This is a genomic window from Flavobacterium indicum GPTSA100-9 = DSM 17447 (assembly GCF_000455605.1).
In the GTDB taxonomy this organism is placed as follows: domain Bacteria; phylum Bacteroidota; class Bacteroidia; order Flavobacteriales; family Flavobacteriaceae; genus Flavobacterium; species Flavobacterium indicum.
The window spans coordinates 1,413,227-1,439,547 of record NC_017025.1 but is presented as its reverse complement, the minus strand read 5'-3'; the positions used below and the strand labels follow the sequence as shown (position 1 = coordinate 1,439,547).

The 26,321-nt window shown below is 31.0% G+C and carries 23 protein-coding genes; 7 read left to right on the top strand and 16 right to left on the bottom strand.

All coding sequences use genetic code 11. The annotated features are described in order from the left end of the window. Positions 1-13: 13 nt before the first annotated feature. The 15 genes from mnmA to KQS_RS06420 all read right to left on the bottom strand — a co-directional run bounded on the left by mnmA (position 14) and on the right by KQS_RS06420 (position 17,769). Positions 14-1,201, bottom strand: a complete 1,188-nt coding sequence (gene mnmA, locus KQS_RS06490; protein WP_014388392.1) for a tRNA 2-thiouridine(34) synthase MnmA — start codon at positions 1,199-1,201, stop codon at positions 14-16. Between the two features lies 1 nt (position 1,202). Next, positions 1,203-1,949 carry a toxin-antitoxin system YwqK family antitoxin gene (locus KQS_RS06485; protein ID WP_014388391.1) on the bottom strand — a complete coding sequence of 249 codons (747 nt, stop codon included), beginning with the start codon at positions 1,947-1,949 and terminating at the stop codon, positions 1,203-1,205. Between the two features lie 24 nt (positions 1,950-1,973). Beyond that, positions 1,974-2,792 (bottom strand): pyrroline-5-carboxylate reductase, encoded by an 819-nt coding sequence (gene proC / locus KQS_RS06480; protein WP_014388390.1) that lies wholly within the window; start codon positions 2,790-2,792, stop codon positions 1,974-1,976. 59 nt (positions 2,793-2,851) lie between these two features. Beyond that, the gene (yidC, locus tag KQS_RS06475) at positions 2,852-4,732 is read right to left on the bottom strand and encodes a membrane protein insertase YidC (RefSeq protein WP_014388389.1); all 1,881 of its coding nucleotides are present in this window, start codon (positions 4,730-4,732) and stop codon (positions 2,852-2,854) included. Positions 4,733-4,795: 63 nt separating this feature from the next. Continuing rightward, positions 4,796-6,403 carry a CTP synthase gene (locus KQS_RS06470; protein WP_014388388.1) on the bottom strand — a complete coding sequence of 536 codons (1,608 nt, stop codon included), beginning with the start codon at positions 6,401-6,403 and terminating at the stop codon, positions 4,796-4,798. Positions 6,404-6,525: 122 nt separating this feature from the next. Continuing rightward, positions 6,526-6,750 (bottom strand): DUF3820 family protein, encoded by a 225-nt coding sequence (locus KQS_RS06465; RefSeq protein ID WP_014388387.1) that lies wholly within the window; start codon positions 6,748-6,750, stop codon positions 6,526-6,528. A gap of 3 nt (positions 6,751-6,753) precedes the next feature. After that, positions 6,754-7,158: an OsmC family protein gene (locus tag KQS_RS06460; protein WP_014388386.1), complete on the bottom strand. Its 405-nt coding sequence runs from the start codon at positions 7,156-7,158 to the stop codon at positions 6,754-6,756. Position 7,159: 1 nt separating this feature from the next. Continuing rightward, the gene (locus tag KQS_RS06455) at positions 7,160-9,082 is read right to left on the bottom strand and encodes a LysM peptidoglycan-binding domain-containing protein (RefSeq protein ID WP_014388385.1); all 1,923 of its coding nucleotides are present in this window, start codon (positions 9,080-9,082) and stop codon (positions 7,160-7,162) included. A gap of 100 nt (positions 9,083-9,182) precedes the next feature. Further along, entirely contained in the window at positions 9,183-10,712 is a 1,530-nt protein-coding gene (guaA, locus tag KQS_RS06450; RefSeq protein WP_014388384.1) for a glutamine-hydrolyzing GMP synthase, read from the bottom strand. Positions 10,713-10,771: 59 nt separating this feature from the next. Next, positions 10,772-11,950: an AIR synthase related protein gene (locus KQS_RS06445; RefSeq protein WP_014388383.1), complete on the bottom strand. Its 1,179-nt coding sequence runs from the start codon at positions 11,948-11,950 to the stop codon at positions 10,772-10,774. A gap of 126 nt (positions 11,951-12,076) precedes the next feature. After that, complete coding sequence (locus KQS_RS06440) at positions 12,077-12,928, bottom strand: OmpA family protein (RefSeq protein WP_014388382.1); 852 nt, start codon at positions 12,926-12,928, stop codon at positions 12,077-12,079. A 40-nt stretch (positions 12,929-12,968) separates the two neighbouring features. After that, entirely contained in the window at positions 12,969-13,730 is a 762-nt protein-coding gene (locus tag KQS_RS13980) for an OmpA family protein (protein WP_014388381.1), read from the bottom strand. Between the two features lie 56 nt (positions 13,731-13,786). Continuing rightward, positions 13,787-14,638, bottom strand: a complete 852-nt coding sequence (locus KQS_RS06430) for an OmpA family protein (protein ID WP_014388380.1) — start codon at positions 14,636-14,638, stop codon at positions 13,787-13,789. Between the two features lie 4 nt (positions 14,639-14,642). Continuing rightward, a complete protein-coding gene (locus KQS_RS06425; RefSeq protein ID WP_041252028.1) occupies positions 14,643-15,455 on the bottom strand; it encodes an OmpA family protein in 813 nt (270 codons plus the stop codon). A 124-nt stretch (positions 15,456-15,579) separates the two neighbouring features. Continuing rightward, positions 15,580-17,769 carry a glutamine synthetase III family protein gene (locus KQS_RS06420; protein ID WP_014388378.1) on the bottom strand — a complete coding sequence of 730 codons (2,190 nt, stop codon included), beginning with the start codon at positions 17,767-17,769 and terminating at the stop codon, positions 15,580-15,582. Between the two features lie 121 nt (positions 17,770-17,890). Here KQS_RS06420 and KQS_RS06415 point away from each other — a divergent pair, with 121 nt between their 5' ends. The 7 genes from KQS_RS06415 to KQS_RS06385 all read left to right on the top strand — a co-directional run bounded on the left by KQS_RS06415 (position 17,891) and on the right by KQS_RS06385 (position 24,883). Next, positions 17,891-18,457 carry a DUF1543 domain-containing protein gene (locus KQS_RS06415; protein WP_014388377.1) on the top strand — a complete coding sequence of 189 codons (567 nt, stop codon included), beginning with the start codon at positions 17,891-17,893 and terminating at the stop codon, positions 18,455-18,457. Between the two features lie 43 nt (positions 18,458-18,500). Next, positions 18,501-19,439 carry a TerC family protein gene (locus KQS_RS06410; protein ID WP_014388376.1) on the top strand — a complete coding sequence of 313 codons (939 nt, stop codon included), beginning with the start codon at positions 18,501-18,503 and terminating at the stop codon, positions 19,437-19,439. Between the two features lie 9 nt (positions 19,440-19,448). Then, a complete protein-coding gene (locus KQS_RS06405) occupies positions 19,449-20,027 on the top strand; it encodes a cob(I)yrinic acid a,c-diamide adenosyltransferase (protein ID WP_014388375.1) in 579 nt (192 codons plus the stop codon). A gap of 121 nt (positions 20,028-20,148) precedes the next feature. Then, positions 20,149-20,370, top strand: coding sequence for a DUF2795 domain-containing protein (locus KQS_RS06400; protein WP_002986941.1), 222 nt, complete (start codon positions 20,149-20,151; stop codon positions 20,368-20,370). A 104-nt stretch (positions 20,371-20,474) separates the two neighbouring features. Next, positions 20,475-23,822 carry a preprotein translocase subunit SecA gene (gene secA / locus KQS_RS06395; RefSeq protein ID WP_014388374.1) on the top strand — a complete coding sequence of 1,116 codons (3,348 nt, stop codon included), beginning with the start codon at positions 20,475-20,477 and terminating at the stop codon, positions 23,820-23,822. Positions 23,823-23,896: 74 nt separating this feature from the next. Then, positions 23,897-24,277, top strand: a complete 381-nt coding sequence (locus tag KQS_RS06390; RefSeq protein ID WP_014388373.1) for a hypothetical protein — start codon at positions 23,897-23,899, stop codon at positions 24,275-24,277. A 30-nt stretch (positions 24,278-24,307) separates the two neighbouring features. Next, complete coding sequence (locus KQS_RS06385) at positions 24,308-24,883, top strand: hypothetical protein (RefSeq protein WP_014388372.1); 576 nt, start codon at positions 24,308-24,310, stop codon at positions 24,881-24,883. A gap of 37 nt (positions 24,884-24,920) precedes the next feature. On the opposite strand, the gene KQS_RS06380 is transcribed toward KQS_RS06385, so the two are convergent. After that, positions 24,921-26,321 carry an FAD-binding oxidoreductase gene (locus tag KQS_RS06380; RefSeq protein ID WP_014388371.1) on the bottom strand — a complete coding sequence of 467 codons (1,401 nt, stop codon included), beginning with the start codon at positions 26,319-26,321 and terminating at the stop codon, positions 24,921-24,923.

Sequence of the window (26,321 nt, the reverse complement as noted above, 5' to 3'; positions counted from 1 at the left end):
AAATATAGTAATTTTAAGAAATAACTCCACTACCTAATAATTCATCACCTTCATGCCAAGCCACAAATTGCCCTTCTGTTATAGCAGATTGTGGTTCCTCAAAACGAACATACATTCCATTATCAAATTGATATAAAGTCGCTTTTTGTAACGGTTGTCTGTATCTGATTCGAGCTAAAACTTCTTTAGATTCACCAGATTTTAATCGTAAATCCTCTCGAATCCAATGTACTTCTGAATTTTGTATGAACAAAGTCTTTTTGAATAATCCAGGATGATTATTTCCTTGACCAGTATAAATAATATTTTTTTCAACATCCGTTTCAATAACGAACAAAGGTTCTTTAGTACCGCCTACATTTAATCCTTTGCGTTGACCTTTTGTAAAATAATGTGCGCCTTGATGTTTCGCTTTAACAATTCCGTCTGAATTGGAATAATCTTTATTTTGCGCTTCATAAGCTAACTCACTTTCCAAATTTTCAAATCTTGGAATGGATTGGTTATATATGGCAGCATCAGCAGGAATTTCGATAATTACACCTTCTTTTGGCTGTAATTTTTGTTGTAAAAATTCAGGCAAACGAACTTTACCAATAAAACACAACCCTTGAGAATCTTTTTTCTCAGCTGTAATTAAATCAGCTTTTGCTGCAATTTCCCTAACTTCTGGTTTGGTTAATTCTCCAATAGGAAATAAGGCCTTACTTAATTGTTCTTGAGACAATTGACATAAAAAATACGATTGATCTTTATTATTATCTTTACCAGCTACTAATTGATGAACGGGTTTACCCTCAACTTCAATTGTGTTTTTTCTACAGTAATGTCCCGTTGCTACAAAATCTGCACCTAAAGAAAGAGCAATTTTCATAAACACATCAAATTTTATTTCACGGTTACAAAGCACATCTGGGTTAGGTGTTCTTCCTTTTTCATATTCATTGAACATATAATCTACAATACGTTCTTTATACTGTTCTGACAAATCAACGGTTTGAAAAGGGATACCTAATTTTTCAGCTACCAAAAGTGCATCGTTACTATCCTCTAACCAAGGACATTCATTAGAAATGGTCACGGTGTCATCATGCCAATTTTTCATGAATAAACCAATGACTTCATATCCTTGTTCTTTAAGTAAATAGGCAGCTACACTAGAATCAACCCCGCCTGATAAACCTACTACTACTCTTTGCATATTATTTTTTTCCTTCTTTTTGTGTATTTGCTAATGCTTTCATTCTTTTTTCTTCATACTTGGCTAATTCTTTTGAAAACTTTTCAGCCTTCACCTCTTTAACCACTTTTCCATTTTCATAAAATTTCCAATTACCAACCTTAGCTCCACCTTTATTATTTCCTTCATATAATTTTGATCCCGTTCCATCATAATACACCGCTTTTCCTTCAAGTTTATCATTAACGAAATTTAAATCTTCAATTAATTTTCCATTTTCATTATAGGTTTTACAAATACCATTTTTTAATCCGTCTTTATAGACTACTTCTTCAGCTAAAGTCTTATTTTTATAATAAACCTTTCTTGTTCCATTAAGTTTTCCTGCTTTATAGAATTCAATTGTCATTATATCTTTAGATTCTTTATGATAGTATTTCCATTCTCCTTCATATACCTTATTTACAACAAGACCTTCGCTAACTTTATTTCCTTTTTGATCGAAAACAACTGTATAACAAGAACCATCACCTTTTGAAAAATCGCGAGTTGCAATTACTGTTCCAGCTTTGGTATCATCAAAATATTTAAAAACACCTTTTTCCTTACCGTGTTCAAAAGTACCTTCGTATCGTGGACGTTTAGATTCATCATGATACCCTTTCCACACACCATGGCGTAAACCTTTTTCATCAAATTGATTGATTTTATCTTGAGCAAAAAGTGCACTCGAAAAAACGAAAAGAGTCAGTATTAAAAATTTCTTCATTTTGAATAAGTATAAATTTATTTCTTATTTAGTTGTATCAATAATTTTGCCAAGTTCGATGGCTCTGTCATTTGCTGCAAAAATAGCTTGTTCAATTGAGCTATTTAAATCAAAAGTATTAAAAATTGTTAAAGCGGCTTCAGTTGTACCTCCTTTTGAAGCCACTTTAGTGATCCATTCCTTATTTGACAATTTACTTCTGTTTTGCAATTGTGAAGAACCCATGAATGTTTGTTGTACTAAAAATTCAGCTTCCGACTTGGAAAAACCAATTTTTTGCGCTGCTTCAATCAGGGCGTTCATAAAGTAAAACACATAGGCTGGGCCACTTCCAGATATGGCAGTTGCCGCATTTAACATGTCTTCTTTTTCAATAAAAAGTGACTTTCCTGTGGTATTAATTAAATTTTGAATGATGAACAACTCTTTTCTATCAACTTCATTTGAAGCACAAAAAACCGTCATCCCTTGTCCGATTTGTGTCGGAATATTAGGCATTGAACGAACAATTTTTTCAATTCCCAATTGCGATTTCATTCTTTCCATTGAAATACCTGCCATAACCGACAAAACTAAATGATCCTTTGTTAAAAATGATTTCAATTCAAAAGCTAAAGCATCAAAATCTTGAGGCTTTACTGCAATAATAACGATATCTACTTCTAAAAATTGTTTAGTTGGACTATCAAAAAAATTTTCTTTTGGAATAGCGTATCTTTTTTCAACAGTTGCTAAAGTCCGAGTGAACACAAATACTTCATTCGGATTAACAAAACCAGAGCTAACAAAGCTCTTAGCATATGTTTGTCCCATGTTACCATATCCTATAATTGCAATTTTCATCAGTTGTAAAATTTTAAATTAAATAAAAAAACCTGTTCAAATGAACAGGTTTTTAGCAATTATTTTTTCTTTTGCGCAGCTTTTTGGGCTTCTGCCTGTTCCATCATTTCACGCATTTTCTTCTGAAATTTAGATTCAGATTTTGGTTTTGTTTTATTTTCTTGAATTTGAGCATGAATTTTATCATTATCAATAATATAGTACTTGATTACTAACATAATACCAATAGTAATTAAGTTAGACATAAAGTAATACAAACTCATTCCAGATCCATAACTATTAAAGAAGAACAACATCATAATAGGTGATACATAAATCATCACTTTCATGATTTTACCCATATCTGGCATACCTTCTTGTTGAGGCGCTTGCATTGCTTGATCTCCCGTTGTCATTTTCATATAGAAGAAAATCGCTAGGGAAGCAAGAATAGGAAATAAACTAACGTGATCACCATATAACGGAATATGGAAAGGTAATTTAAATATGCTATCATAAGATGATAAATCATCTGCCCACAAGAACGATTGTTGTCTTAAATCAAATAAAGCTGGGAAGAAATAAATCAATGCATACAATACAGGCATTTGTAACAATGCAGGAATACAACCTGCCATAGGATTCACGCCTGCTTTTGAATATAATGACATTGTTTCTTGCTGTCTTTTCATTGGATTATCTTTGAATTTCTCATTGATTTCAGCAATTTCAGGACGTAATACCTTCATTTTAGCCTGAGAAACAAACGATTTATAAGTAACAGGAGACAATACAATTTTTACCAAAACAGTAAGGAATATAATAGCTAAACCGTACGGTAAAAATCCAGATAACAATCCAAATACTGGAATAAATACATATTTATTAATCCAACCGAAGATACCCCAACCTAATGAAAATATTTCATCTAAGTTTTTATTGTAACCATTTAATATTTCATATTTAGCAGGACCATAATACATATTCATCGTATAAGATAAAGCTCCATTTTTAAATTCTAAAGGCATTTTAGCACTAAAGTTTTTTGTAAAAACAGTATCTTTTTTCTCATCATCTACTAAATTGTCCGATTTTAAATCAGCCGTTTTAAAAGGAGTATCCGTTAATAAGATAGAAGTAAACAAATGTTGTTTAAATGCAATATAACTCACATTTTCTACTTGTTCTTCATCATCTTTAGCTGCACTTAAATAATCATCTTTATCACCTTCATATTCGTAAACTAATTCAGTATATCTATTTTCATACGATACACTTTTTTCATTTCGGTAAGTTTTTAAATTCCACTCTAATTCAGAAGGTTTTGAAGTATTCAATACATTTTCTAATCCTTGTGTACGAATTGAAAAATCCAACATATATTGTTTTGGTTTCAAAACGTAACGATATTCTAAAAACTGATTGTCACCCGTTTTTAATTGCATCGTTAAAACTTGATTTTCACCTTCTTTACTTACTTTTGGCTCAAAATATAAATCCTTAGTATTTAATACTTTATTATCTTTAGTTGAAAGAACTAAGTTAAGATTAGCATTGTTTTTTTTAATTAATTGAACTAATTCTTTAGAACCTTTTTTAATTGCTTCAAATCCTAAAATGGTCGCTTCTTCAATATAACCACCTTTGTTAGCAATTTTTAAACTTAATACATCATTTTTAATTTCAGTAACATTTTCTTTTGCTGAAGGTAAAGTTGCTGCAAAGGCAAAAGCACCATATTTAGCTTTTAACTCTGGTGATGTTACAGAATCTGTTGAAGCAACAGAATTTGTAATGGATTGAGGTTTTTCTGTTTTAGCTGCTTTTTCTGCTAATTCTTTTTTCTTTTGTTCAGCTAATTCTTCTTTTGTGGGTTGATTGTTATACATCATCCACATTAAGATTCCAAAAATTAATGTAAATCCAATAAATGATTTAAAATCAAACTTTTTTTCTTCCATTTTTAGTGTTTCAAATATTTGCGTCTTCAGTTAGTCGCATTATTCTATCAAATGATACAATAATTACTTATTTTTAACAGCTGCACTTACCAATCCTACAAATAGTGGGTGTGGATTTACAACTGTACTTTTATATTCTGGGTGATATTGTACACCAATAAAAAACGGATGATTTGGCAATTCAATTACTTCAACTAAACCTGTATCTGGGTTTAATCCAGAAGCAACTAATCCTGCTGATTCCATTTCTTTTAGGTAATCACCATTAAATTCATAGCGATGACGGTGGCGTTCTAAAATAGCTGTTTTTCCATATATTTTGTGCGCTAACGTACTTTCCTTTAATTGACATTTCCATGCTCCTAAACGCATAGTTCCACCTTTGTCCGTAACTGTTTTTTGTTCTTCCATCAAACTAATTACAGGCGCAGCAGTTGACGCGTTCATTTCAGTTGAATTGGCATCTTTTAATCCCAATACATTTCTAGCAAATTCGATAACCGCCATTTGCATTCCTAAACAAATTCCTAAGAAAGGTAACTTGTTTTCTCTAGCATAACGAACCGTTTCTATTTTACCTTCGATTCCTCTTTCACCAAATCCAGGAGCCACCAAAACGGCATCTAAACCTTTTAATTTGTCTGCTACATTCGATTTATCCAAAAACTCAGAATGAATACTGACAACATTTACTTTTGTTTCTTGAGAAGCACCTGCATGAATAAAGGCTTCTAAAATAGACTTATACGAATCTTGTAACTCTACATATTTACCTACTAAACCAATATTTACTTCATGCTTAGGGTTTTTATGTTTATGTAAAAACTCATTCCATTGTTTTAAATCTGGAGCCGCCTTTTCAGGTAAATTTAATTTCTTTAAAGCTACCTTATCAAGACCTTCTTCTAACATTAAATTAGGAACGTCGTAAATGGTAGAAGCATCAATCGATTGGATAACCGCTTCTTTTTTCACATTACAGAATAATGCTAATTTTTGTCGTAAATCAGTAGACAATTCATGTTCTGTTCTACAAACTAAAATATCCGCTTTAATTCCACTCTCCATCAATGTTTTTACTGAATGCTGCGTAGGTTTCGTTTTTAATTCACCTGCAGCAGATAAATAAGGCACTAATGTTAAATGAATCACAATTCCATTATCTTCACCTAGTTCCCACAATAATTGACGAACCGATTCAATATAAGGCAACGATTCAATATCACCAACGGTACCACCAATTTCAGTAATTACAATATCATAATCGCCAGATTTACCTAGCAATTGCATTCTTTCTTTAATTTCATTGGTAATATGTGGAACCACTTGAACCGTTTTCCCTAAAAACTCGCCACGTCTTTCCTTTTCAATTACCGATAAATAAATTCGACCTGTTGTTACATTATTAGCTTGAGAAGTGGGTACATTTAAAAATCGTTCATAATGACCTAAATCTAAATCTGTTTCAGCGCCATCATCCGTTACATAACATTCTCCATGTTCGTAAGGATTCAATGTTCCTGGATCGACGTTAATATACGGGTCAAATTTTTGTATAGTTGCTCTATACCCTCTTGCTTGTAATAATTTTGCTAATGATGCTGCAATAATTCCTTTTCCTAAAGAAGAAGTTACACCACCAGTAACGAAAATATACTTGGTCTGATTCATTTTGTGTTGTTTATTTTAGTTGTGTGTTGTTGTGTTCTTTACAAAAAACGTGCAAAGATAATACTAATTAGTCAATGTGCCAATTAATAAACATGTCATTTACTTTTAATTTTTTGTAAACTTTAAGGACGAGGAAATTGATTGCGAATATTTCGAATTAAATCTTCTAACCCATTTAATTTTAATTCGTAGATCAGTTGTAATTGTTGACCTAATTCTCCTTTCGGAAAACCTTTATTTTTATACCAAACAATATATGGTTCGGGTAAGTCAATAAGAAAACGCCCTTCGAATTTTCCGAAAGGCATTTTGGTATGTGCTAGTTTAATCAGTTGTTCTTTTTCCAAGTTTTATTTCCAATTAAAACGTATATCTTTTTTAATATCGGGATGTAAACTATAAAAAACCGGACAAGTCATCGCTGTGCGTTCTAAAATGGTTTGCGTTTTTTCATCTACTGCAATTGACATGTTAAATGTAACCTGAATTTCGGTTATTCTTCTTGGATCCGTTCCCATAATCTTGGTTACTTCCGCCGTTGAATTAGAAAAATCAACATTCATTTCTCTTGCTTTTATTCCCATAACTGTAAACATACAGCTGGCTAAAGCATTAACTACTGTATCTGTAGGTGAAAACGCTTCTCCTTTCCCATTATTATCTAACGGAGCATCGGAAATAATTTCACTACCTGAATTGATATGTATAGAAGAAGTGCGTAATTCTCCTAAATATGTTACTTTTGATGTTGGCATTTTATTGAGCTTGTTTTATAGTTAAATCATCATTATAATACATCATGTAAACCCCTCTATTGTTATTATTTACATAATTAAACTGACTTTCAATTTGTTCGGTTTGAATCTCACTTATTGTATCTAAAAATCCATTGTCCTGACACATTCTTAAAATAGCATCAAAAGTTACATCAAAACCTCTTGTGGCATATTGATTAGGCATTACTTTGTTATCTTTACGATAAGCCATAGCAAAGTATTGGGCTTCTTTAGAGTCATTTTCTTTTATTGCTGATGGGTAAAGCAATTTTAAAGAAGCTAATTTTTTAACTGTAACATCTTCAAAATCAAAGGCATCATTAAATTCAGTAATAACCAGTTGAATATCAAATTCTTTTTTTAATGAAATTAAATTATTCACAACCGAAAGTACTTGCATAATTTTATCTGAATCTAAAATCACAAAATTCTTTTTACCTTTTACCAATTGCGTTTTGAATGTTGCAAAATCAAAGGTTCCTTTTTCATTAAAAGAAAACGATTTAATTCCAGTTGTTTTATTCGCTATGTAGGCACATAATGAAGTGCGCGCAGAAGAATGGATTGAAAAAATAGCATCGGATTTTGATTTCAAATAAGCTATTAATTCTTCACGTTGAATGTCTTCAGAAGGCATAGCATAAAAAACATTTTTACCCCCTTTACCAGCATCTTTCATTAAAGGAGAAATAATTGGAATATTTTTATCTGACAAAACTTCCCCGGCTGACTCAACAAATGCATTAGTAAAAGGTCCAATAACTACATCAACATTTGAAAAATTATTGTTTTTAATAATGGAAGTTACATTAGAGGAATATTTAGAAGATTCTGCATCATAAACTTTCACTTTTATGGGTAAACCCAACACTTTAGCCGAGTCAATAGCTTTTAAAGCACCCGCATAAAAATCTAAGGTAATGTTTAAAAATTTATCTGATTTTAAATATTCTAGTTTTGTTTTTGAAGAATCATTTTCAATTCTATTAATGTTAAAAGGCATCAACAAAACTAAATTACGTTCCTTCGTTTTATTTACCGTCGCTAACAGATTCAATTTTTTTTTTACCCCATTTACAGAATCACTCTGAATGGTTGCGTCTATTTCTTTTTTCTCAGGTAAGACTAGAATAGTACCCGAAGTTAATCCTTGTAATGCATTGGGGTTTCTTTTGGTTATTTCTTCAACTGAAATACCAAATTTTCTTGAAATTGCATATAAAGTTTCTCCTTGTTGTACGGTATAATTCATCGTTTTACCTGAATTAATCACAACATTTTCAGAAGTTGCGGTATTTGATTTAGGCAATGAAACATTTTTATTCAATCGGATTTGCATGCCAATTTCAAAGGCATTTTTGATATGTGGATTTAACTCTTCTAATTCAGCAATTGACACTCCAAATTTCTTTGAAACACTATATTTAGTTTCCTCAGCTTGAATGGTGTATAAAGAAGGTAAATCTTTTTTAACTGAAGTTAAGGTTTCAGTTGAAACATATTTCTTAACTGCAGAATAAGTTAACGATTGTCCAGCAGAAATACCGTCTTTTGCAGTTGGATTATTCTTCAATAATTCATCCACTGAAACATTTAATTTACGAGAAATTGAATAAAGTGTCTCTCCTTGCTGCACTACATATTCAAATTTATTTAAAACAGGTTTTGTAGCAATAGTATTAGAGCTAACATTCTTATTTGCAGAAGGAATTACTAAAACAGAATTTTCTTTTACCCCATCTTTCACCTCTGGATTTAATTTAATAAGATCTTCTGGAGTTACTTTATATTTTTTTGAAATACTATATAAAGTTTCTCCTTTAACAACCGTATGTTTCGCCTGAGCAAAACCAGCAATTCCTAAAGTAAATGTAAAAATTCCAGTAAAAAGTAATTTTCTCATAAATAAAAAATTAAAAAGGGCAATTTCGAAAATTCAATTCAAAAATACTAATTCTAAATTGAAAATTGATATTACCCTTAAATATATTAAAAATATTTTATTATTCCCACTCAATTGTTGCAGGTGGTTTAGAGCTAATATCGTATACCACTCTATTTACACCTTTAACTTTGTTGATAATTTCATTCGAAATTTTCATTAAAAATTCATAAGGTAAATGAACCCAATCAGCAGTCATTCCATCTGTAGACTCAACGGCTCTTAGCGCTACAACTTTTTCATAAGTACGCTCGTCGCCCATTACCCCTACACTGTTTACAGGTAATAAAATTGCTCCTGCTTGCCATACTTTATTGTATAAACCATGTTCTTTTAGACCGTTGATAAAAATAGCATCAACTTCTTGAAGAATACTCACTTTTTCTGGTGTAATATCACCTAAAATACGAATCGCTAATCCAGGACCTGGGAAAGGGTGACGACCTAATAATTCATCATCAATACCTAAAGTTTTACCAACTCTTCGCACTTCATCTTTAAACAACATACGTAACGGTTCTACCACTTGTAACTTCATAAAATCGGGTAAACCACCAACATTATGATGCGATTTTATTGTAGCAGAAGGACCTTTTACAGATATTGATTCAATTACATCTGGGTAAATAGTTCCTTGACCTAACCATTTCACATCAGTTAACAAATGGGCTTCATCATCAAATACTTCAATGAACACACGACCGATAATCTTGCGTTTCGTTTCAGGATCATCTTGTCCGGCTAATTCATTCAAAAAGCGTGCCGAAGCATCTACTCCTTTTACATTTAACCCCATTCCTTTGTATTGGTTTAAAACATTTTCAAATTCATTTTTACGTAATAAACCATTATTTACAAAAATACAATATAAGTTTTCTCCAATTGCTTTATTCAATAAAACTGCAGCTACTGTAGAATCAACTCCACCAGACAAACCTAACACTACTTTATCTGAACCTATTTTAGCTTTCATTTCAGCTACAATTTCGTCAACAAAAGCATTTGGTGTGAAATTTTGTTCTACTTCAGCAATTCGAACCAAGAAATTTTCTAACATTTGTTTACCGTCTTCCGAGTGGTAAACTTCTGGATGAAATTGAATCGCATAAGTAGTTTCACCTTCAATACGATACGCCGCATTTTCTACATCTTTAGTGCTGGCTAATTTAACACCATTAGTTGGTAATTTTTTGATGGTGTCTGAATGACTCATCCAAACTTGACTGTTAATATTTACTTGATCGAAAAATAATTCGTCGTCTTTAATAAAAGTCAAATTAGCACGACCGTATTCTCTAATATTTGATGGCGCCACTTCTCCACCTGAAAAATGGGCTAAATATTGTGCACCATAACAAACTGCTAGTAATGGTTTTTTACCTCTAATTTGAGATAAATCAGGGTGTGGAGCATCTTCAGCTCGCACAGAAAAAGGACTTCCAGAAAGAATTACAGCTTTGTAGCTTTCTAAATCTTCCGGAATATTATTATATGGGAAAATTTCACAAAAAATATTTAATTCTCTAACTCTTCTTGCAATTAATTGCGTGTATTGAGAACCAAAATCTAAAATTAAAACGTTGTGTTGCATTGTTTATTTATTTGGAATTAAATTTTTGAAATTGAATTCAAAAAATAACTCGTTGATGATTAATATTTAAAAGTTCCGTATTCACTAGTGATAGTCAACTCAGCCTTATCACTCGCTTCAACTCTACCTACGATTTGTGCGTCGATATTGAAAGATTTAGAAATTGCAATAATATCATTTGCAATATGAGCAGGAACATATAATTCCATTCTGTGTCCACAATTAAACACTTGGTACATTTCTTTCCAATCTGTTTTAGATTGTTCTTGAATTAATTGGAATAAAGGTGGAACTGGAAATAAATTATCTTTTATTACATGAACATTAGTTACAAAATGAAGTACTTTAGTTTGTGCCCCACCACTACAATGTACCATGCCATGTATCTCTTTAGAAGTATATTTTTCTAAAATTTTTTTAATTACCGGAGCGTAAGTTCTAGTTGGTGATAAAACCAATTGCCCTGCATCAATAGGACTATTTTCTACTTTATCCGTTAATGCAACTTGTCCAGAATACACTAAATCATTGGGAACAGAAACATCATAACTTTCGGGATACTTTTCAGCTAGGTATTTTGCAAAAACATCATGGCGAGCAGAAGTTAAACCATTACTTCCCATTCCACCATTATAAGACGATTCATAAGTAGCTTGTCCGAAAGATGCTAAACCAACAATTACATCTCCCGATTGAATATTGGCGTTATCGATAACATCTGAACGTTTCATTCGAGCTGTTACAGTAGAATCAACGATTATTGTTCTAACCAAATCCCCTACATCTGCAGTTTCACCACCTGTAGAATGAATCGTAACTCCATGTCTTTTTAGTTCAGTAATTAATTCTTCTGTACCATTAATGATTGCCGAAATTACTTCGGCTGGAATTAAATTTTTATTACGCCCGATGGTACTTGATAATAAAATATTATCGGTAGCACCTACACATAATAAATCATCAATATTCATGATTAAGGCATCTTGTGCAATTCCTTTCCAAACCGATAAATCACCCGTTTCTTTCCAATACATATAGGCTAAAGATGATTTTGTACCTGCTCCATCAGCATGCATAATCACACAATAGTTTTCATCATTTGTTAAGTAATCGGGGATAATTTTACAAAAGGCTTTAGGAAATAAACCTTTATCGATGTTTTTGATGGCATTATGTACATCTTCTTTCGATGCAGAAACACCTCTAAGGTTGTAACGTTGACTTGCTTCAGCGCTCATTATGTTGTGTTGTTGTTGTTTGCGCAAAAATATAAAAAAAATGTCAATTAGACAATATTATAAATATGTCCAAATGTCAATTTATTTAAAGTTAACCCATTAAAAAAATTACCTTGGTAAACTTTATTACTTTTGTAAAATCATGATTTCAACACGTCTGTTTGCAGCCGCTTGTTCTTCTGTAGCTTCTGGAATTGAAAATTTTGGTTTAGTAACTCCATAACCTTTAACCACCACTCTATCTTGTCTTATACTGTTCATTACCAATACACGACGCACTTGCTTAGCTCTTTCCAAAGACAAATTATTATGGTCTTTAGTTACACAACAAATATGCCCTTGAATTTCAATTCTTAAATTCGGATTTTTATCCATAATATAGATCAATTCATCAATGGATTTTTTTGAAATAGGCATAATTCCAAATGAATTTTTATAGAATTGAATTTCTGGTAAAACAATTAAGGTTCCGGGTTTCGACAAAGAAACTTTTTCTTCTAAGGTTGCTCCAACAGGAAAATGCATATCTACTTCTTCTATGGGAACAATTTCACCATTGGATTCAACTTTTGGTTTAATTCCTAAAATTTCATTTTCTTTTGCTAAATCTTTTTCTAAAAGATAATGAATTATTGCCTTTCTATTTTCCGCTTTAACTTTAGACTTTGCTCCTTTTTCTCCTAATGAAATACTTTTAAAATCTTCTCTAATTTTCACTTTTCCTTTAATCTGATTAAATATAAAAGTGACTCTTTTTTGTGAAAGCGTATCATTATAACCCGAAGTTCCCACTTCATCCGTCATACCTGTAATTGAAAGTATCTTAGAAGTCTTATTTTCAGCAATCCATTTGTTCAATTTAGCCAATTCTATTTTATTCAAATCTGATTTATTATTATCAAAATAAAATGCAATTTGTTCTTGACTGTAAAGTGTAGAAAGAATAAAAGAAAAGAATAAAAAGAAATAGGTTTTCATGAATTTGTTTTTTACAAATATAACTTAAAAAGTATGCCAATTATTTTTCGAGTATTAAAATTTCTATTCTTCTGTTGGCTTTTTTTTCATCTTCATTTTTTTCAGGAATTTTATATAGAGGTTTAGTCGCATCAAAACTTTTATACTTCAATCTTGATTTTTCTATTCCATTTGATACCAGATAATTATAGGTACTTAAGCATCGTTTTAAAGCAATTTCTTCTTCATCCTTTCCAGGTGTACAACAAATATGCCCTTGTATTTCAATCTTTAATTTTGGATTATCTTTTAGTACTTGAAGTAATTCTTCTCTAATTTCTTCGGATTCTGGATAAATTACATCTGAGCAATCATAGAAATTATAATTTTTTAACACTAATAAATCACCAATTTTAGCTTTCTTAATTTGATTTGCCAATTCATTTTTTTTAATCGGTGTACTTTGAATGATAAAATGAATTTCAACTTTTCGAGTCAAATTTAAAACCTTCTCTTTATTGAAATTTTCTCCTTTATAACTCACTTCAAAATTCTGATAAGGCATGGCTAATTTTATGAATCCGGCAATAAGATTGGCTCTTTTATTGGCTAAAGTATCATTATATATTTCAAAAGAACGCAAATCGCAAAACCCAATTACTTTTTGAATCTTTACATCTTTTACTCTAATTAAGTCGTTTAATTTTTTAAATTCAGTTGGACTTAAATCTGAGGAATTAGCTTCGTAATACAACGTTACTTTCCTTTGAGCATTACCAATTGAAAGAAATAATAATAAAAATGAAATAAAAAAAACTCTCATAAAACTATAAAGTTTATTTTGAGAGTTAGTATACTATTGATTAAAATTGTAACAACTTATTTTTCTAAAATTACAATTTCTACTCTTCGATTCATTAATGCTTCATAACCATTTTTTTCAGGAATTTTATATTTTGGACGAGAAGAACCAAAGCCTATATAATGCATTCTATCTTCTGAAATGCCTCTACTAATAAAATATTTCATAACCGATTTTGCTCGTTGTGATGATAATAAAATTTCGTCTTTAGGAATACAACAAATGTGTCCTTGAATCACTATTTTCATTTGAGGATTTTCATTTAATACTGTCAACCAATTATCTAATTCAATTTTGGCAGATTTCATTAGTTCAGCAGAATCAAACTGAAATTGTATATCTTCTAAAGTAAATAAAGTTCCAACAGGTGCTTTTTTTATTACCGCCTCTATTGCTAACTTAGGAGAAAAATTTAATTTCTCAACAGAAACAATAGTAATAGAATCTAATTTTTTTAGAACCGTTAAATCATTAATAATGAATTCTTCCAAGTGAAGTTTTGTTTTACTTAAAAAATAAATAGTCACTTTTCTATTTTCAGCATCTATAGAAGATGAAATTTTCGACTCTCCTAAACCTACTTTCTTAAAATCTGCTCTTACTTGAATTTTATTATTAATTTTCTGTACAATATAATCTACTCGCTTAACTGATAAAACTTCATTATAAGTTGTTGTTCCATTTGCATCTGCTTCTCCAATAATGGAAATAATTTTAGAATCAGTATTATTTTCAATCCATTTATTTAAAAGTGATACTTGCTCCTGTTCTAATTCAAATTTATCAGATTGAAAATAAAAAGAAACTTGTTCTTGAGCCAAAGAAAAATAAAAAGACAACCCAAAAAATATAAAAAACCGCAACTGCATACTCTTATTTTTCTAAAATCATAATTTCTACACGTCTGTTGGCTTTTCGTTCTTCTTCATTTTTTTCAGGTAAAGGAAAAATGGGTTTTGTAGCATCGAAACCTACATAAGTCATTCGATCTTCTGCTATACCACTATCCACTAAAAAATTATAAACGGCAATACAACGTCTAAGAGAAAACTCTTCTAAATCGCGACCAGGAGTACAACAAATATGCCCTTGAATTTCAACTTTCATGTTGGGATTTTTTTCCAACACTTCATATAAATCGACTAAAACAGGAATAGATTCAGGATAAAACTCATCACTTCTAACGTAAAAATTTAAATTACTTAAAAGTATTTTATCACCCACATTGGCATTTATAATTTTCTTTTGTAATTCTGAAGGATATTCATCTACAATTGGTTCTATTGTATGTATACTTAGGGGTTGCGGCTCAGCAACTACTTCTTCTTTTGTCACCGTTTCTTCTAAAGGAATAAATTTTTCATATTCAATTTCTACTCTTCTATTTTTCCAAAGAGCAGCATTTTGTTTGAAATCTTCCCCTTTTGAAACTACTGAAATTAAAGCTTTATCTTCAATTGGTAATTGGTCTAATATATTATTTGCTCTATTTAAACCTAGTTGGTAGTTATAGGCATTACTTGCTCTGAAATCGCAAAATCCTGTTACTTTTTTAAATACAACTTGATTATTTCTTAAAAAATTTTCTAATTGTTTTGATTGTTCAGGCGTTAAAACATATTTATCTGTATCGAAGTAAACAGCAAACTTCTCCTGAGAATAAGCAGTTGAAGTTAGTGCTAACATTAACAAAAAATAGCGCATAGTTGGTTTGGGTTTATAGCTGTCGAAAAATAGAACATTTTATTGTATTGACCAAAAAAAAAGCCTATCAATTACGATAGGCTTTCAAACTTTAAAGTAAAAATGATTATTTTACAAATAATAATTCTCTGTATTTCGTTAATGTCCACATTTCATCATCAACTAACAATTCTAATTTATCAGAATGTTCTCTAATGATTTCAAAATAAGGTTTAACTTTATCACAATAAGCTTCAGCCATTTTTTCAGCACTGTTTAAATTGTTTGCTTTTTTACGCTCTTCAATCATGGCATCAATATTTCTATTGATTCCTTCAATGTGTTCTGAAATTTCTTTAATTAAGCCAATTTGTTCTTTAGCAATTTTTTCAAAATCTTTTCCGAAAATTTCTTTCAAACCTTTCACGTTTTCGATCAACGTATTTTGGTATTTAATAGCCGTAGGAATTACGTGATTACGAGCAATATCACCTAAAACTCTACCTTCGATTTGGATTTTTTTAGTGTATTCTTCTAATTCAATTTCATAACGAGCTTCTACTTCCACATGATTCATTACACCTAATTCTTCGAACAACTTCACTGCTTCTTTTGAAACTTTTGCTTTCAAAGCTTTTGGAGTTGTTTTATGATTACTTAAACCACGTTTTTTAGCTTCTTTTTCCCACGCCTCACTATATCCATCTCCTTCGAATAAAATATTCTTCGTTTCTTTGATATATTCTCTTAAGATATTGAAAATTGCTTCGTCTTTTTTCAAATCTTTTTTCTCAACTAAAGCATCAACTTCTTTTTTGAAATCAATTAATTGTTTAGCCACAATAGAATTTAAAGTAGTCATTGAAACAGCACAATTTGCCGATGAACCAACTGCTCTAAATTCAAATTTATTACCTGTAAAAGCAAATGGAGAAGTTCTATTTCTGTCGGTATTATCTAATAAAACATCGGGTAATTTACCAACAACATTTAATTTTAAATCTGTTTTTTCTTTTGGAGATAACTTACCTTTAGTAACACCTTCTAATTCCGCCAACACTTTAGTCAATTGTTGCCCAATAAAAACAGAAATAATTGCTGGAGGTGCTTCATTAGCTCCTAAGCGATGATCATTACTCGCTGAAGCAATTGACGCTCTTAATAATTCCTCATAATTATTAACAGCTTTAATTGTATTAATAAAGAACGTTAAGAATTGTAAATTACTCATTGGCGTTTTACCTGGCGATAATAAATTAACTCCTGTATCCGTAGCTAAAGACCAGTTATTGTGTTTTCCAGATCCATTAACTCCTTTAAAAGGTTTTTCATGGAATAAAACTTTAAAATCATGACGTTCTGCTACTTTTTGCATAACATCCATCAATAAAGAGTTGTGATCTACTGCTAAATTTGTTTCTTCAAAAATAGGAGCTAATTCAAACTGACCTGGCGCTACTTCATTGTGACGTGTTTTTACAGGAATACCTAATAACATACACTCATACTCCAATTCTCTCATGTATTGTAAAACACGCGTTGGAATAGAACCAAAATAATGGTCATCCAACTGTTGTCCTTTAGAAGAAGTATGTCCTAATAACGTTCTTCCTGTAGCTAAAATATCTGGTCTTGAATTGGCTAAAGCTGCATCGACTAAGAAATATTCTTGTTCCCAACCTAACGTTGGCGTTACTTTTTTTACATTTTTATCAAAATATTTTGCAACTTCAGTAGCAGCCGCATCAATAGCACTTAAAGCTCTTAATAAAGGCGTTTTGTTATCTAAAGCTTCACCAGTATACGAAACAAAAACAGTTGGAATACACAAAGTACTACCAAAAATAAACGCTGGTGAGGTTGGATCCCAAGCAGTATAACCACGTGCTTCAAAAGTATTTCTAATTCCTCCATTTGGAAAAGAAGAAGCGTCTGGTTCTTGTTGCACTAATTGACTTCCACCAAATTTTTCAACTGGATCTGAACCATCGAAAGAGGTTTCAAAAAAAGCGTCATGCTTTTCAGCAGTTGTCCCAGTTAAAGGTTGGAACCAGTGTGTATAATGTGTCACATTTTTTGTCAATGCCCATTCTTTCATTCCCATGGCTACATAATCTGCAATTTTTCTATCGATTTTTGTCCCATGTTCAATTGCACTCTTAACGGCTTTGTATGCGTCTGGAGTTAAAAACTGTCGCATGGCTTTATCGTTAAAAACATTAGAACCAAAAATTTCAGATTTTTTGTTAGTTTCTTCGAACGAAACTGGTTTTCTACTACTTGCTTTTCCTAAAGCTTGAAAACGAAATGTTGACATAAAAGTTGTGTTTTTAAAATTATACCTCTAATTTTACACGACAAAAATACAAAAAAAATTAAAACATTTAACTTTACCCCCTATTTTTTTAGGGGTATCATTAAAATAATTTTAAATAACTATGAAAGAAATGAATTTGTTTATGATTCTAATCGGTTGTACCCCCAAAAATAGACTCATTGAACAGCATGATATGTTTTTTGGAATTGCAAATGAATTAAAAAACTTAATTCCTTCCATTAACAACTTTTGGCCAGAAGCTAATGGTGTTTTCCATATTGATTGTTGGAGAAAAGTAACTAGAGTTGGAAATTACAATATTGAAGTTATTGAAAAAACTAATTTTAAAAATAATTTTCAATTGTTCTTCATTAATCTTGGCGGGTATTTACCGAATGAATTTGAAGAATACCATCATAAACAATTAATCGTAGCTAAATCAAAAGCAGAAGCGATAAAAAAAGTCAAAGAAACTGAGTTTTATAAAAAATTTAGTTTCAAAGGAGCTCAATCGCATATTGATGATTATTATGGTGTTGCTGTAGATGAAATATTTAATGTTCAAGATATTCTATATCCCGAATTCAAAGAAAAATACCAACTAAAAATTACTGAAGCTACTGAAAACAAATTAGATAAAAATAATATAGGGTATTTAAATATTCAAAAAATGTTAAAGGAAAAATAAAATCATTTTTTAACCTTATATTTGTCGAAAAACAAATAATATCATGACTGTTTGGATAATATTTTTATGCGCTATTGCCATTTTTTTAGCTTTAGATTTAGGTGTATTTAACAAAAACCCACATGTTATTAGCTCTAAAGAAGCTTCTCAATGGACGGTACTTTGGGTTACATTATCATTCTTATTTTCTGGAGTTCTCTATTTATTATACAAACACGAATACATAGCAAATCCGACTAATTTAACTCCATACCAAGCTTCATTAAAATACATTACCGGATATTTAATTGAATTATCATTAAGTGCAGATAATATATTTGTTATAGCCATTATTTTTTCATCATTCAAAATTCCACAAAAATTTCAACATAGGGTTTTGTTTTGGGGAATTCTAGGTGCCATTTTCTTTAGAGGACTAATGATTTTCTTGGGAGTAGCACTAATTAATAAATTTGATTGGATTACTTATGTTTTTGGTGCATTTTTAATTTTTACTGCTTTAAAAATGTTATTCACAAACGAAGAAGAAGAATTCGACCCTAAAGATTCAAAAGTCTACAAATTAATTGGTAAAATTTTCCCAATTAAACATGAAATTCATGGACAAAAATTCTTCATTCGTGAACATGGAATTAATTATGTTACACCATTATTTATTGCTCTAATTGTTATTGAATTAATGGATGTTCTTTTTGCAGTTGATAGTGTACCTGCAATCTTAGCAATTACAGCTGATCCGTTTATTGTTTTTAGCTCAAATATATTTGCAATATTAGGTTTACGTTCCATGTATTTCTTCTTGGCAAATATGCTTGAAAAATTCAGTTATATTGAGTACAGTTTAATTGCAATTTTGACTTTTGTTGGCGTAAAAATGCTATTAGTTCATCATTTTAAATTCCCTGAGTGGGCTTCACTCGGATTTATAGCTGTTGCTTTAACTGCTGGTGTTTTAGTTTCTTTAAAAAAACAAGATAAATAATTGTATCCGATGAAAGTTTACACGAAAACAGGCGACAAAGGTACTACTTCATTATTTGGAGGCACACGAGTTCCAAAACACCATGTCCGTATTGAAAGCTATGGAACTGTTGATGAATTAAATTCTTATATTGGGTTAATTCGTGACCAAGATATTAATCCCGAATACAAAGCAATTCTTATTGAAATTCAAGATCGATTGTTCACCGTTGGCGCGATTATGGCAACTCCACCCGAAAAAGAAGTATTAAAAAATGGCCAACCACGATTAAATATTAATAGAATTTCAAATCAAGATATTGAATTATTAGAAACTCAAATTGATAGTATGGATGCGGAACTACCACCTATGACGCATTTTGTATTACCAGGCGGTCATACTACTGTGTCATATTGTCATGTAACCCGTTGTGTATGCAGACGCGCTGAACGTTTAGCTACCCATTTAAACGAGATTGAACCTATAGATGAACAGGTTTTAACCTATTTAAACCGACTTTCTGACTACTTATTTGTATTGGCACGAAAGTTGTCACATGATTTGCACGCTGAGGAAGTGAAGTGGATTCCTAGAAAAAACGAAAGCTAAATTTCTCAGTTTGAAATAATAAAATATACGTTCTTAAAAATAAATAAAAAATATTTCAAAAAAAACTTGACTTTTTGAGTTAAAAAATTATTTTTGCATAAAACTAAAAATCTAATTAAAGATGTATTGGACGTTAGAATTAGCATCCTATTTAAGTGATGCGCCTTGGCCAGCAACAAAAGACGAGTTAATCGACTATGCTATTAGAACAGGAGCTCCATTAGAAGTTGTAGAAAACTTGCAGTCTATCGAAGATGAAGGAGAAATCTACGAATCAATGGAAGAAATATGGCCAGATTATCCAACTGACGAAGACTATCTTTGGAACGAGGATGAATATTAAAAAAATAATAACACAACTAAAAAGTCTCCAAGTGAGACTTTTTTTTTGGTTAATTTTACAATTAAAAAATCACCCCACAAAGGGTAACCTATAAATAATAAATTATGAGTATTATAAATTCAATTTTAAAAATATTTGTTGGAGATAAATCTGCCAATGATATTAAAGCCATTCAGCCAATTGTAAATAAAATTAAATCATTTGAAGGTGCCTTACAACAGCTTTCAAATGATGATTTACGTGCAAAAACAACTTACTTTAAATCTAAAATTAAAGAAGCAAGAGCTGGTATTGATGCTAAAATTGAACAATTAAAAGTGGAAGCTGAAAATACAGCTGATATTGATGCAAGAGAAAATATTTATAATGAAATTGACAAGCTTGAAAAAGAAGCTTATGAAATTTCAGAAAAAGTATTGAATGAAATATTACCTGAAGCTTTTGCTGTTGTTAAAGAAACTGCTCGTCGTTTCAAAGAGAATTCAAATGTTGTAGTTACTGCAACTGCAAAAGACAGAGAATTTTCTGCTACAAAACCATACATTACCATTGAAGGAGATAATGCTATTTGGGCTAATTCTTGGGATGCTGCAGGAAAAGCTATTACTTGGGATATGATTCACTATGATGTACAGTTAATTGGTGGTATTGTATTACATCAAGGTAAAATTGCAGAAATGCAAACGGGTGAAGGTAAAACGTTAGTAGCAACTTTACCAATATACTTAAATGCATTAACGGGTAATGGTGTACACTTAGTTACGGTGAATGACTACTTAGCTCGACGTGACAGTACTTGGAAAGCACCTTTATTTGAATTCCATGGATTATCTGTTGACTGTATTGACAACCACCAACCTAACACAGAAGCAAGAAGAAAAGCGTATAATGCAGATATCACTTATGGTACAAATAATGAGTTTGGTTTCGATTACTTAAGAGACAATATGGCTCATTCACCAGAAGATTTAGTTCAAAGAAAACACAACTTTGCAATTGTAGATGAGGTGGATTCTGTATTAATTGATGATGCGCGTACACCATTAATTATTTCTGGTCCGGTTGCAGATGGTGATCGTCATGAATTTTTAGAATTAAAACCAAAAGTTGAAAACTTATTCAATTTACAAAAGAAAATAGCAACGGATTGTTTAACTGAAGCAAAACGTTTAATCAAAGAAGGAAACACTAAAGATGGTGGGTTCCAATTATTACGTTCACACAGAGCCTTACCTAAAAACAAAGCATTAATTAAGTTTTTATCAGAAGAAGGTGTAAAACAAATTCTTCAAAAAACAGAAAATCAATACATGCAAGACAATAGTCGTGAAATGCATAAAATTGATGAAGCACTTTACTTTGTAATTGAAGAAAAAAACAATCAAGTTGAATTAACAGATAATGGTATTAAATTCCTTTCACAAGATACAGATGAAAATTTCTTCGTTTTACCTGATATCGGAATGGAAATTGCAGCCATTGAAAAGCAAAATTTAGAAAAAGAAGCTGAAGCTGAATTAAAAGAAAGTTTATTCAGAGATTTCTCTGTTAAATCTGAAAGAATCCATACGTTAACACAATTATTAAAAGCATATGCCCTATTTGAAAAAGATACGGAATATGTAATTATGGATAATAAAATTTTAATTGTTGATGAACAAACAGGTCGTATTATGGACGGACGTCGTTATTCTGACGGTTTACATCAAGCAATAGAAGCAAAAGAAAATGTAAAAATTGAAGCTGCTACACAAACGTTTGCTACAATTACATTACAAAATTACTTCCGTATGTACAATAAATTAGGCGGTATGACAGGTACTGCTGTTACGGAAGCTGGTGAATTTTGGGAAATCTATAAATTAGATGTAGTTGAAATTCCAACCAACAAACCTATTTCTCGTATTGACCGTGATGATTTAATTTATCGTTCAGTACGTGAAAAATTCAATGCTGTTATAGAAGATGTTGTGAAATTATCCGAAGCAGGAAGACCTGTATTAATTGGAACAACTTCTGTAGAAATATCGGAATTATTAAGCCGTATGCTTAAAATGAGAGGTATTAACCACAATGTATTGAATGCAAAAATGCATAAGAGTGAAGCTGAAATTGTAGCAGAAGCAGGTAAACCAGGAGTGGTAACGATTGCAACAAATATGGCGGGTCGTGGAACCGATATCAAAATCTCTGAAGAAGTTCGTGCAGCGGGCGGTTTAGCTATTATTGGTACTGAACGTCACGATTCTCGTCGAGTTGACCGTCAGTTAAGAGGTCGTTCTGGTCGTCAAGGTGATGTAGGTAGTTCTCAATTCTACGTTTCATTAGAAGATAATTTAATGCGTTTATTCGGTTCTGAACGAGTAGCAAAAGTGATGGACAGAATGGGCTTGAAAGAAGGTGAAGTTATTCAACACTCGATGATGACTAAGTCAATTGAAAGAGCTCAAAAACGTGTAGAAGAAAACAATTTTGGTGTTCGTAAACGTTTATTAGAATATGATGATGTAATGAATTCTCAACGTGAAGTGGTTTACAAACGTCGTCGTCATGCTTTAGAAGGAGAGCGTTTAAAAGTAGATATTGTTAACATGATTTATGAAACATGTGAAGCAATTGTAGAAAATAATAAAACATTTAACGATTTTAAAAACTTTGAATTTGAATTAATCCGAATATTATCGATTAGTTCACCAGTAACTGAAGCAGAGTTTTCTAAATTAAATGTGAATCAAATTACTGCACAAGTATATCAAGCGGCTTATGCTTATTATGATGAAAAAGTAAAACGTGATGCTCACCAAGCTTTTCCAGTAATTAAAGATGTTTACGAAAATAATAACGGTCAATATGAACGTATTGTTGTGCCGTTTACGGACGGTATTAAAACATTGAATGTGGTAACTAATTTAGAAAAAGCTTATCAAACTGAAGGTAAATCGTTAATTACCGATTTTGAAAAGAATATTACATTAGCCATTGTAGATGAATCTTGGAAAAAACATTTACGTAAAATGGATGAATTAAAACAATCGGTTCAATTAGCAGTTCACGAACAAAAAGATCCATTATTGATTTATAAATTTGAAGCTTTTGAATTATTCAAAAAAATGATTATTCAAGTAAATAAAGATGTGATTTCATTCTTATTTAAAGGTGAATTACCATCTAACAACCCTTCAAATATACATGAAGCGCCTGCAGAAGAAGTACATGAACATTATATTGAGTCGAAAGAAGAATTTGGAGGAAATAATTCAACTTCATCTACTCAACCTCAAGTTCAAGAAAGACCTGCAGTAACTGAAACCATTGTACGTGATCAACCTAAAATCAATCGTAATGATAATGTAACAATTAAACACATTATGAGTGGTAAAAGTGAGACCATGAAATTCAAAAAAGCGGAGCCTATGCTAGCTTCTGGTGAATGGGTTTTAGTAAATGAATAAAAAAATTAAATTACTGATAAGATCCTCTGCAACTTTGTAGAGGATTTTTTTTATATTTACTCAATATAATTATAATGAATATACCAACCTATTTAGATTTTTTTAATTTAGCATTAGATAGTATTGCTGATAAAACATTTGCCAAACTTACATTAGCTAAAACAATTGGAAAACCTGAATTGCAAAATATATATGTAAGAATTACCAAAATTGAAAATGAATTCAAACTTTCGGTGATTTTTAAAATTTACAAAGATGGTTTACAAGAAATTGAAAAAACAGTGGAATTAAATGATTTAGCAAATGAATTAATTCCTTATATGAACAACCCTTTTATGTCAGCCATTTTATTTACAACTGAAAAAGACGTAGTTTTAAAATTAAATAAAAAACGAGTGGCAACTATCACAGAAATGAATCCCACTTTTAAAAATGCTGACCCTAATTTATTTTAAAAAAAATATATTCACTCAATAATAACAATTATGAAAAAACCAATTACTTTATTTTTAGTATTAGCAAGTTTTATTTTCGGATTTGCTCAAAATTTAAAAGCATTACAAACTGATGCTCAAATTATGTATGATAATGCTATTACATTAGATTTAGATAAAATTTTAGACCAAACCTATCCTAAAGTTTTTGAAATTGCTTCAAGAGAACAAATGAAAGATGTATTGAATGAAGCATTTAATAATGAGGCTATGACCATTAGATTGGTTAAAATAGATCCTAAATTTACTTTTGGAGAAATTAAAAAAATAGGAAATCAAACATTCTGTGTTTTTGAACACGAGAATAAAATGACAATGGCTTTTAAAGAAGATATGGGAGAGTCGGCAGAAATGATGTTAGAAATGATAAAAGAAAGTATGGGGGCTTCTGAAGCCACTTACGATGACAAAACTTTTACTTTCACTATACAAAAAAGAGCTAAAGTACTTGCTGTAAGCGATGAATTAACAAACAATACATGGAAATTTGTGAATATTGAGAAAGACGGTTCTTTAATTCAGATGTTATTCGATGAAACAATAATAAAACAGTTAGGTTTAAATTAAAATAAAATTAAAAAATGATTCCAATTGGAATCATTTTTTAGTTTATATTGTCAGGTAATATTTTTCCAGGATTCAAAATATTATTAGGATCAAAGAGTTGTTTAATCCCTTGCAACAAATTAAGCTGTACAGTATTAAAAGCGATATTCATGTAATTTTTCTGAACATAACCAATGCCATGTTCTCCAGATAATGTTCCTTTCAAACCAACCGTTAGTTCAAAAATTTCACGTATCCCTTTTGGTACTTCTGTTTTCCAATTTTCATCGGACATGTTTCCTTTAATGATATTTACATGTAAATTACCATCGCCTGCATGACCATAACAAACGGATTGAAAACCATATTTTGAACCTATTTCCTTAATACCTTTTAATAATACCGGTAATTCGTATCTTGGTACAACAGTATCTTCTTCTTTATAAATTGAATTCGCTTTAACTGCTTCGGCTACTCCCCTACGCATTTTCCACAATGCATTTTTTTGCTCTTCGGAATCTGCAAATAAAACTTCATCAATTTCAAATTGTTCAACAACTTCTAAAATTTTTTCAGCTTCTTGCATTAAAATTTCAGGGTAATTTCCATCTACTTCAATTAATAAATGAGCTTGGTGATTTTCTTTCACTTCTACGCTTATTCCATCTACATATTGCAACGACCAATCAATTGCATCTCGCTCCATAAACTCCAAAGCACTTGGAATAATTCCAGCTCTAAAAATGGCAGAAACCGCTTCGCAAGCTTGTTCCGCTTTAAAAAATGGAACTAATAATAAAACATTATGCTTATATAATGGAAGTAGTTTAAGTACAATCTTAGTAACAATTCCTAAAGTCCCTTCACTACCTACCATCAATTGGGTTAAATTATAAGCAGTTGAATTTTTTAACGTATTGGCTCCGGTCCAGATAATTTCACCATTGGGTAACACAACTTCTAAATTTAGCACGTAATCTTTAGTAACTCCATATTTTACTGCTCTGGCTCCACCCGAATTTTCAGCAATATTACCACCAATAAAGCAACTTCCCATGCTACTCGGATCAACAGGATAAAACAAGCCTTTTTCAGCTACTGTTTCTCTTAAAACTTGGGTAATTACTGCGGGTTCTGTTATCACTTGTAAATTTTTTTCATCAATTTCAATGATTCGATTTAACCGTTCCATTGAAAGTCCAATTCCTCCATGAATGGCTAAAGCTCCACCACTTAATCCCGTTTGTCCTCCAATGGGAACTACAGGAATTTTAAATTCATTTGCCAATTTCAATATGGAAGCAATTTCTTCAACAGAGGAGGGTTTAACAACTACATTGGGAGGAAAAATAAAATCTTCAGTTTCATCATGCCCATATTTTTTCAGATTTTCTTCATCTGTAAAAACATAGGATGTTCCTACTATTTCTTGTAGTTTTATTAGAATTGTTGTGTTCAA

Excerpts from the sequence above, each read along its gene's own strand:
- KQS_RS06385 (WP_014388372.1), top strand. The coding sequence starts at position 24,308 with ATGAAAAAACCAATTACTTTATTTTTAGTATTAGCAAGTTTTATTTTC.
- KQS_RS06415 (WP_014388377.1), top strand. The coding sequence starts at position 17,891 with ATGAAAGAAATGAATTTGTTTATGATTCTAATCGGTTGTACCCCCAAA.
- KQS_RS06445 (WP_014388383.1), bottom strand. The coding sequence starts at position 11,950 with ATGAGCGCTGAAGCAAGTCAACGTTACAACCTTAGAGGTGTTTCTGCA.
- KQS_RS06390 (WP_014388373.1), top strand. The coding sequence starts at position 23,897 with ATGAATATACCAACCTATTTAGATTTTTTTAATTTAGCATTAGATAGT.
- KQS_RS06455 (WP_014388385.1), bottom strand. The coding sequence starts at position 9,082 with ATGAGAAAATTACTTTTTACTGGAATTTTTACATTTACTTTAGGAATT.
- guaA (WP_014388384.1), bottom strand. The coding sequence starts at position 10,712 with ATGCAACACAACGTTTTAATTTTAGATTTTGGTTCTCAATACACGCAA.
- secA (WP_014388374.1), top strand. The coding sequence starts at position 20,475 with ATGAGTATTATAAATTCAATTTTAAAAATATTTGTTGGAGATAAATCT.
- yidC (WP_014388389.1), bottom strand. The coding sequence starts at position 4,732 with ATGGAAGAAAAAAAGTTTGATTTTAAATCATTTATTGGATTTACATTA.
- KQS_RS06470 (WP_014388388.1), bottom strand. The coding sequence starts at position 6,403 with ATGAATCAGACCAAGTATATTTTCGTTACTGGTGGTGTAACTTCTTCT.
- mnmA (WP_014388392.1), bottom strand. The coding sequence starts at position 1,201 with ATGCAAAGAGTAGTAGTAGGTTTATCAGGCGGGGTTGATTCTAGTGTA.
- KQS_RS06425 (WP_041252028.1), bottom strand. The coding sequence starts at position 15,455 with ATGTTAGCACTAACTTCAACTGCTTATTCTCAGGAGAAGTTTGCTGTT.
- proC (WP_014388390.1), bottom strand. The coding sequence starts at position 2,792 with ATGAAAATTGCAATTATAGGATATGGTAACATGGGACAAACATATGCT.
- KQS_RS06410 (WP_014388376.1), top strand. The coding sequence starts at position 18,501 with ATGACTGTTTGGATAATATTTTTATGCGCTATTGCCATTTTTTTAGCT.
- KQS_RS06460 (WP_014388386.1), bottom strand. The coding sequence starts at position 7,158 with ATGCCAACATCAAAAGTAACATATTTAGGAGAATTACGCACTTCTTCT.
- KQS_RS06485 (WP_014388391.1), bottom strand. The coding sequence starts at position 1,949 with ATGAAGAAATTTTTAATACTGACTCTTTTCGTTTTTTCGAGTGCACTT.
- KQS_RS06420 (WP_014388378.1), bottom strand. The coding sequence starts at position 17,769 with ATGTCAACATTTCGTTTTCAAGCTTTAGGAAAAGCAAGTAGTAGAAAA.
- KQS_RS06440 (WP_014388382.1), bottom strand. The coding sequence starts at position 12,928 with ATGAAAACCTATTTCTTTTTATTCTTTTCTTTTATTCTTTCTACACTT.
- KQS_RS06405 (WP_014388375.1), top strand. The coding sequence starts at position 19,449 with ATGAAAGTTTACACGAAAACAGGCGACAAAGGTACTACTTCATTATTT.
- KQS_RS06430 (WP_014388380.1), bottom strand. The coding sequence starts at position 14,638 with ATGCAGTTGCGGTTTTTTATATTTTTTGGGTTGTCTTTTTATTTTTCT.
- KQS_RS13980 (WP_014388381.1), bottom strand. The coding sequence starts at position 13,730 with ATGAGAGTTTTTTTTATTTCATTTTTATTATTATTTCTTTCAATTGGT.
- KQS_RS06400 (WP_002986941.1), top strand. The coding sequence starts at position 20,149 with ATGTATTGGACGTTAGAATTAGCATCCTATTTAAGTGATGCGCCTTGG.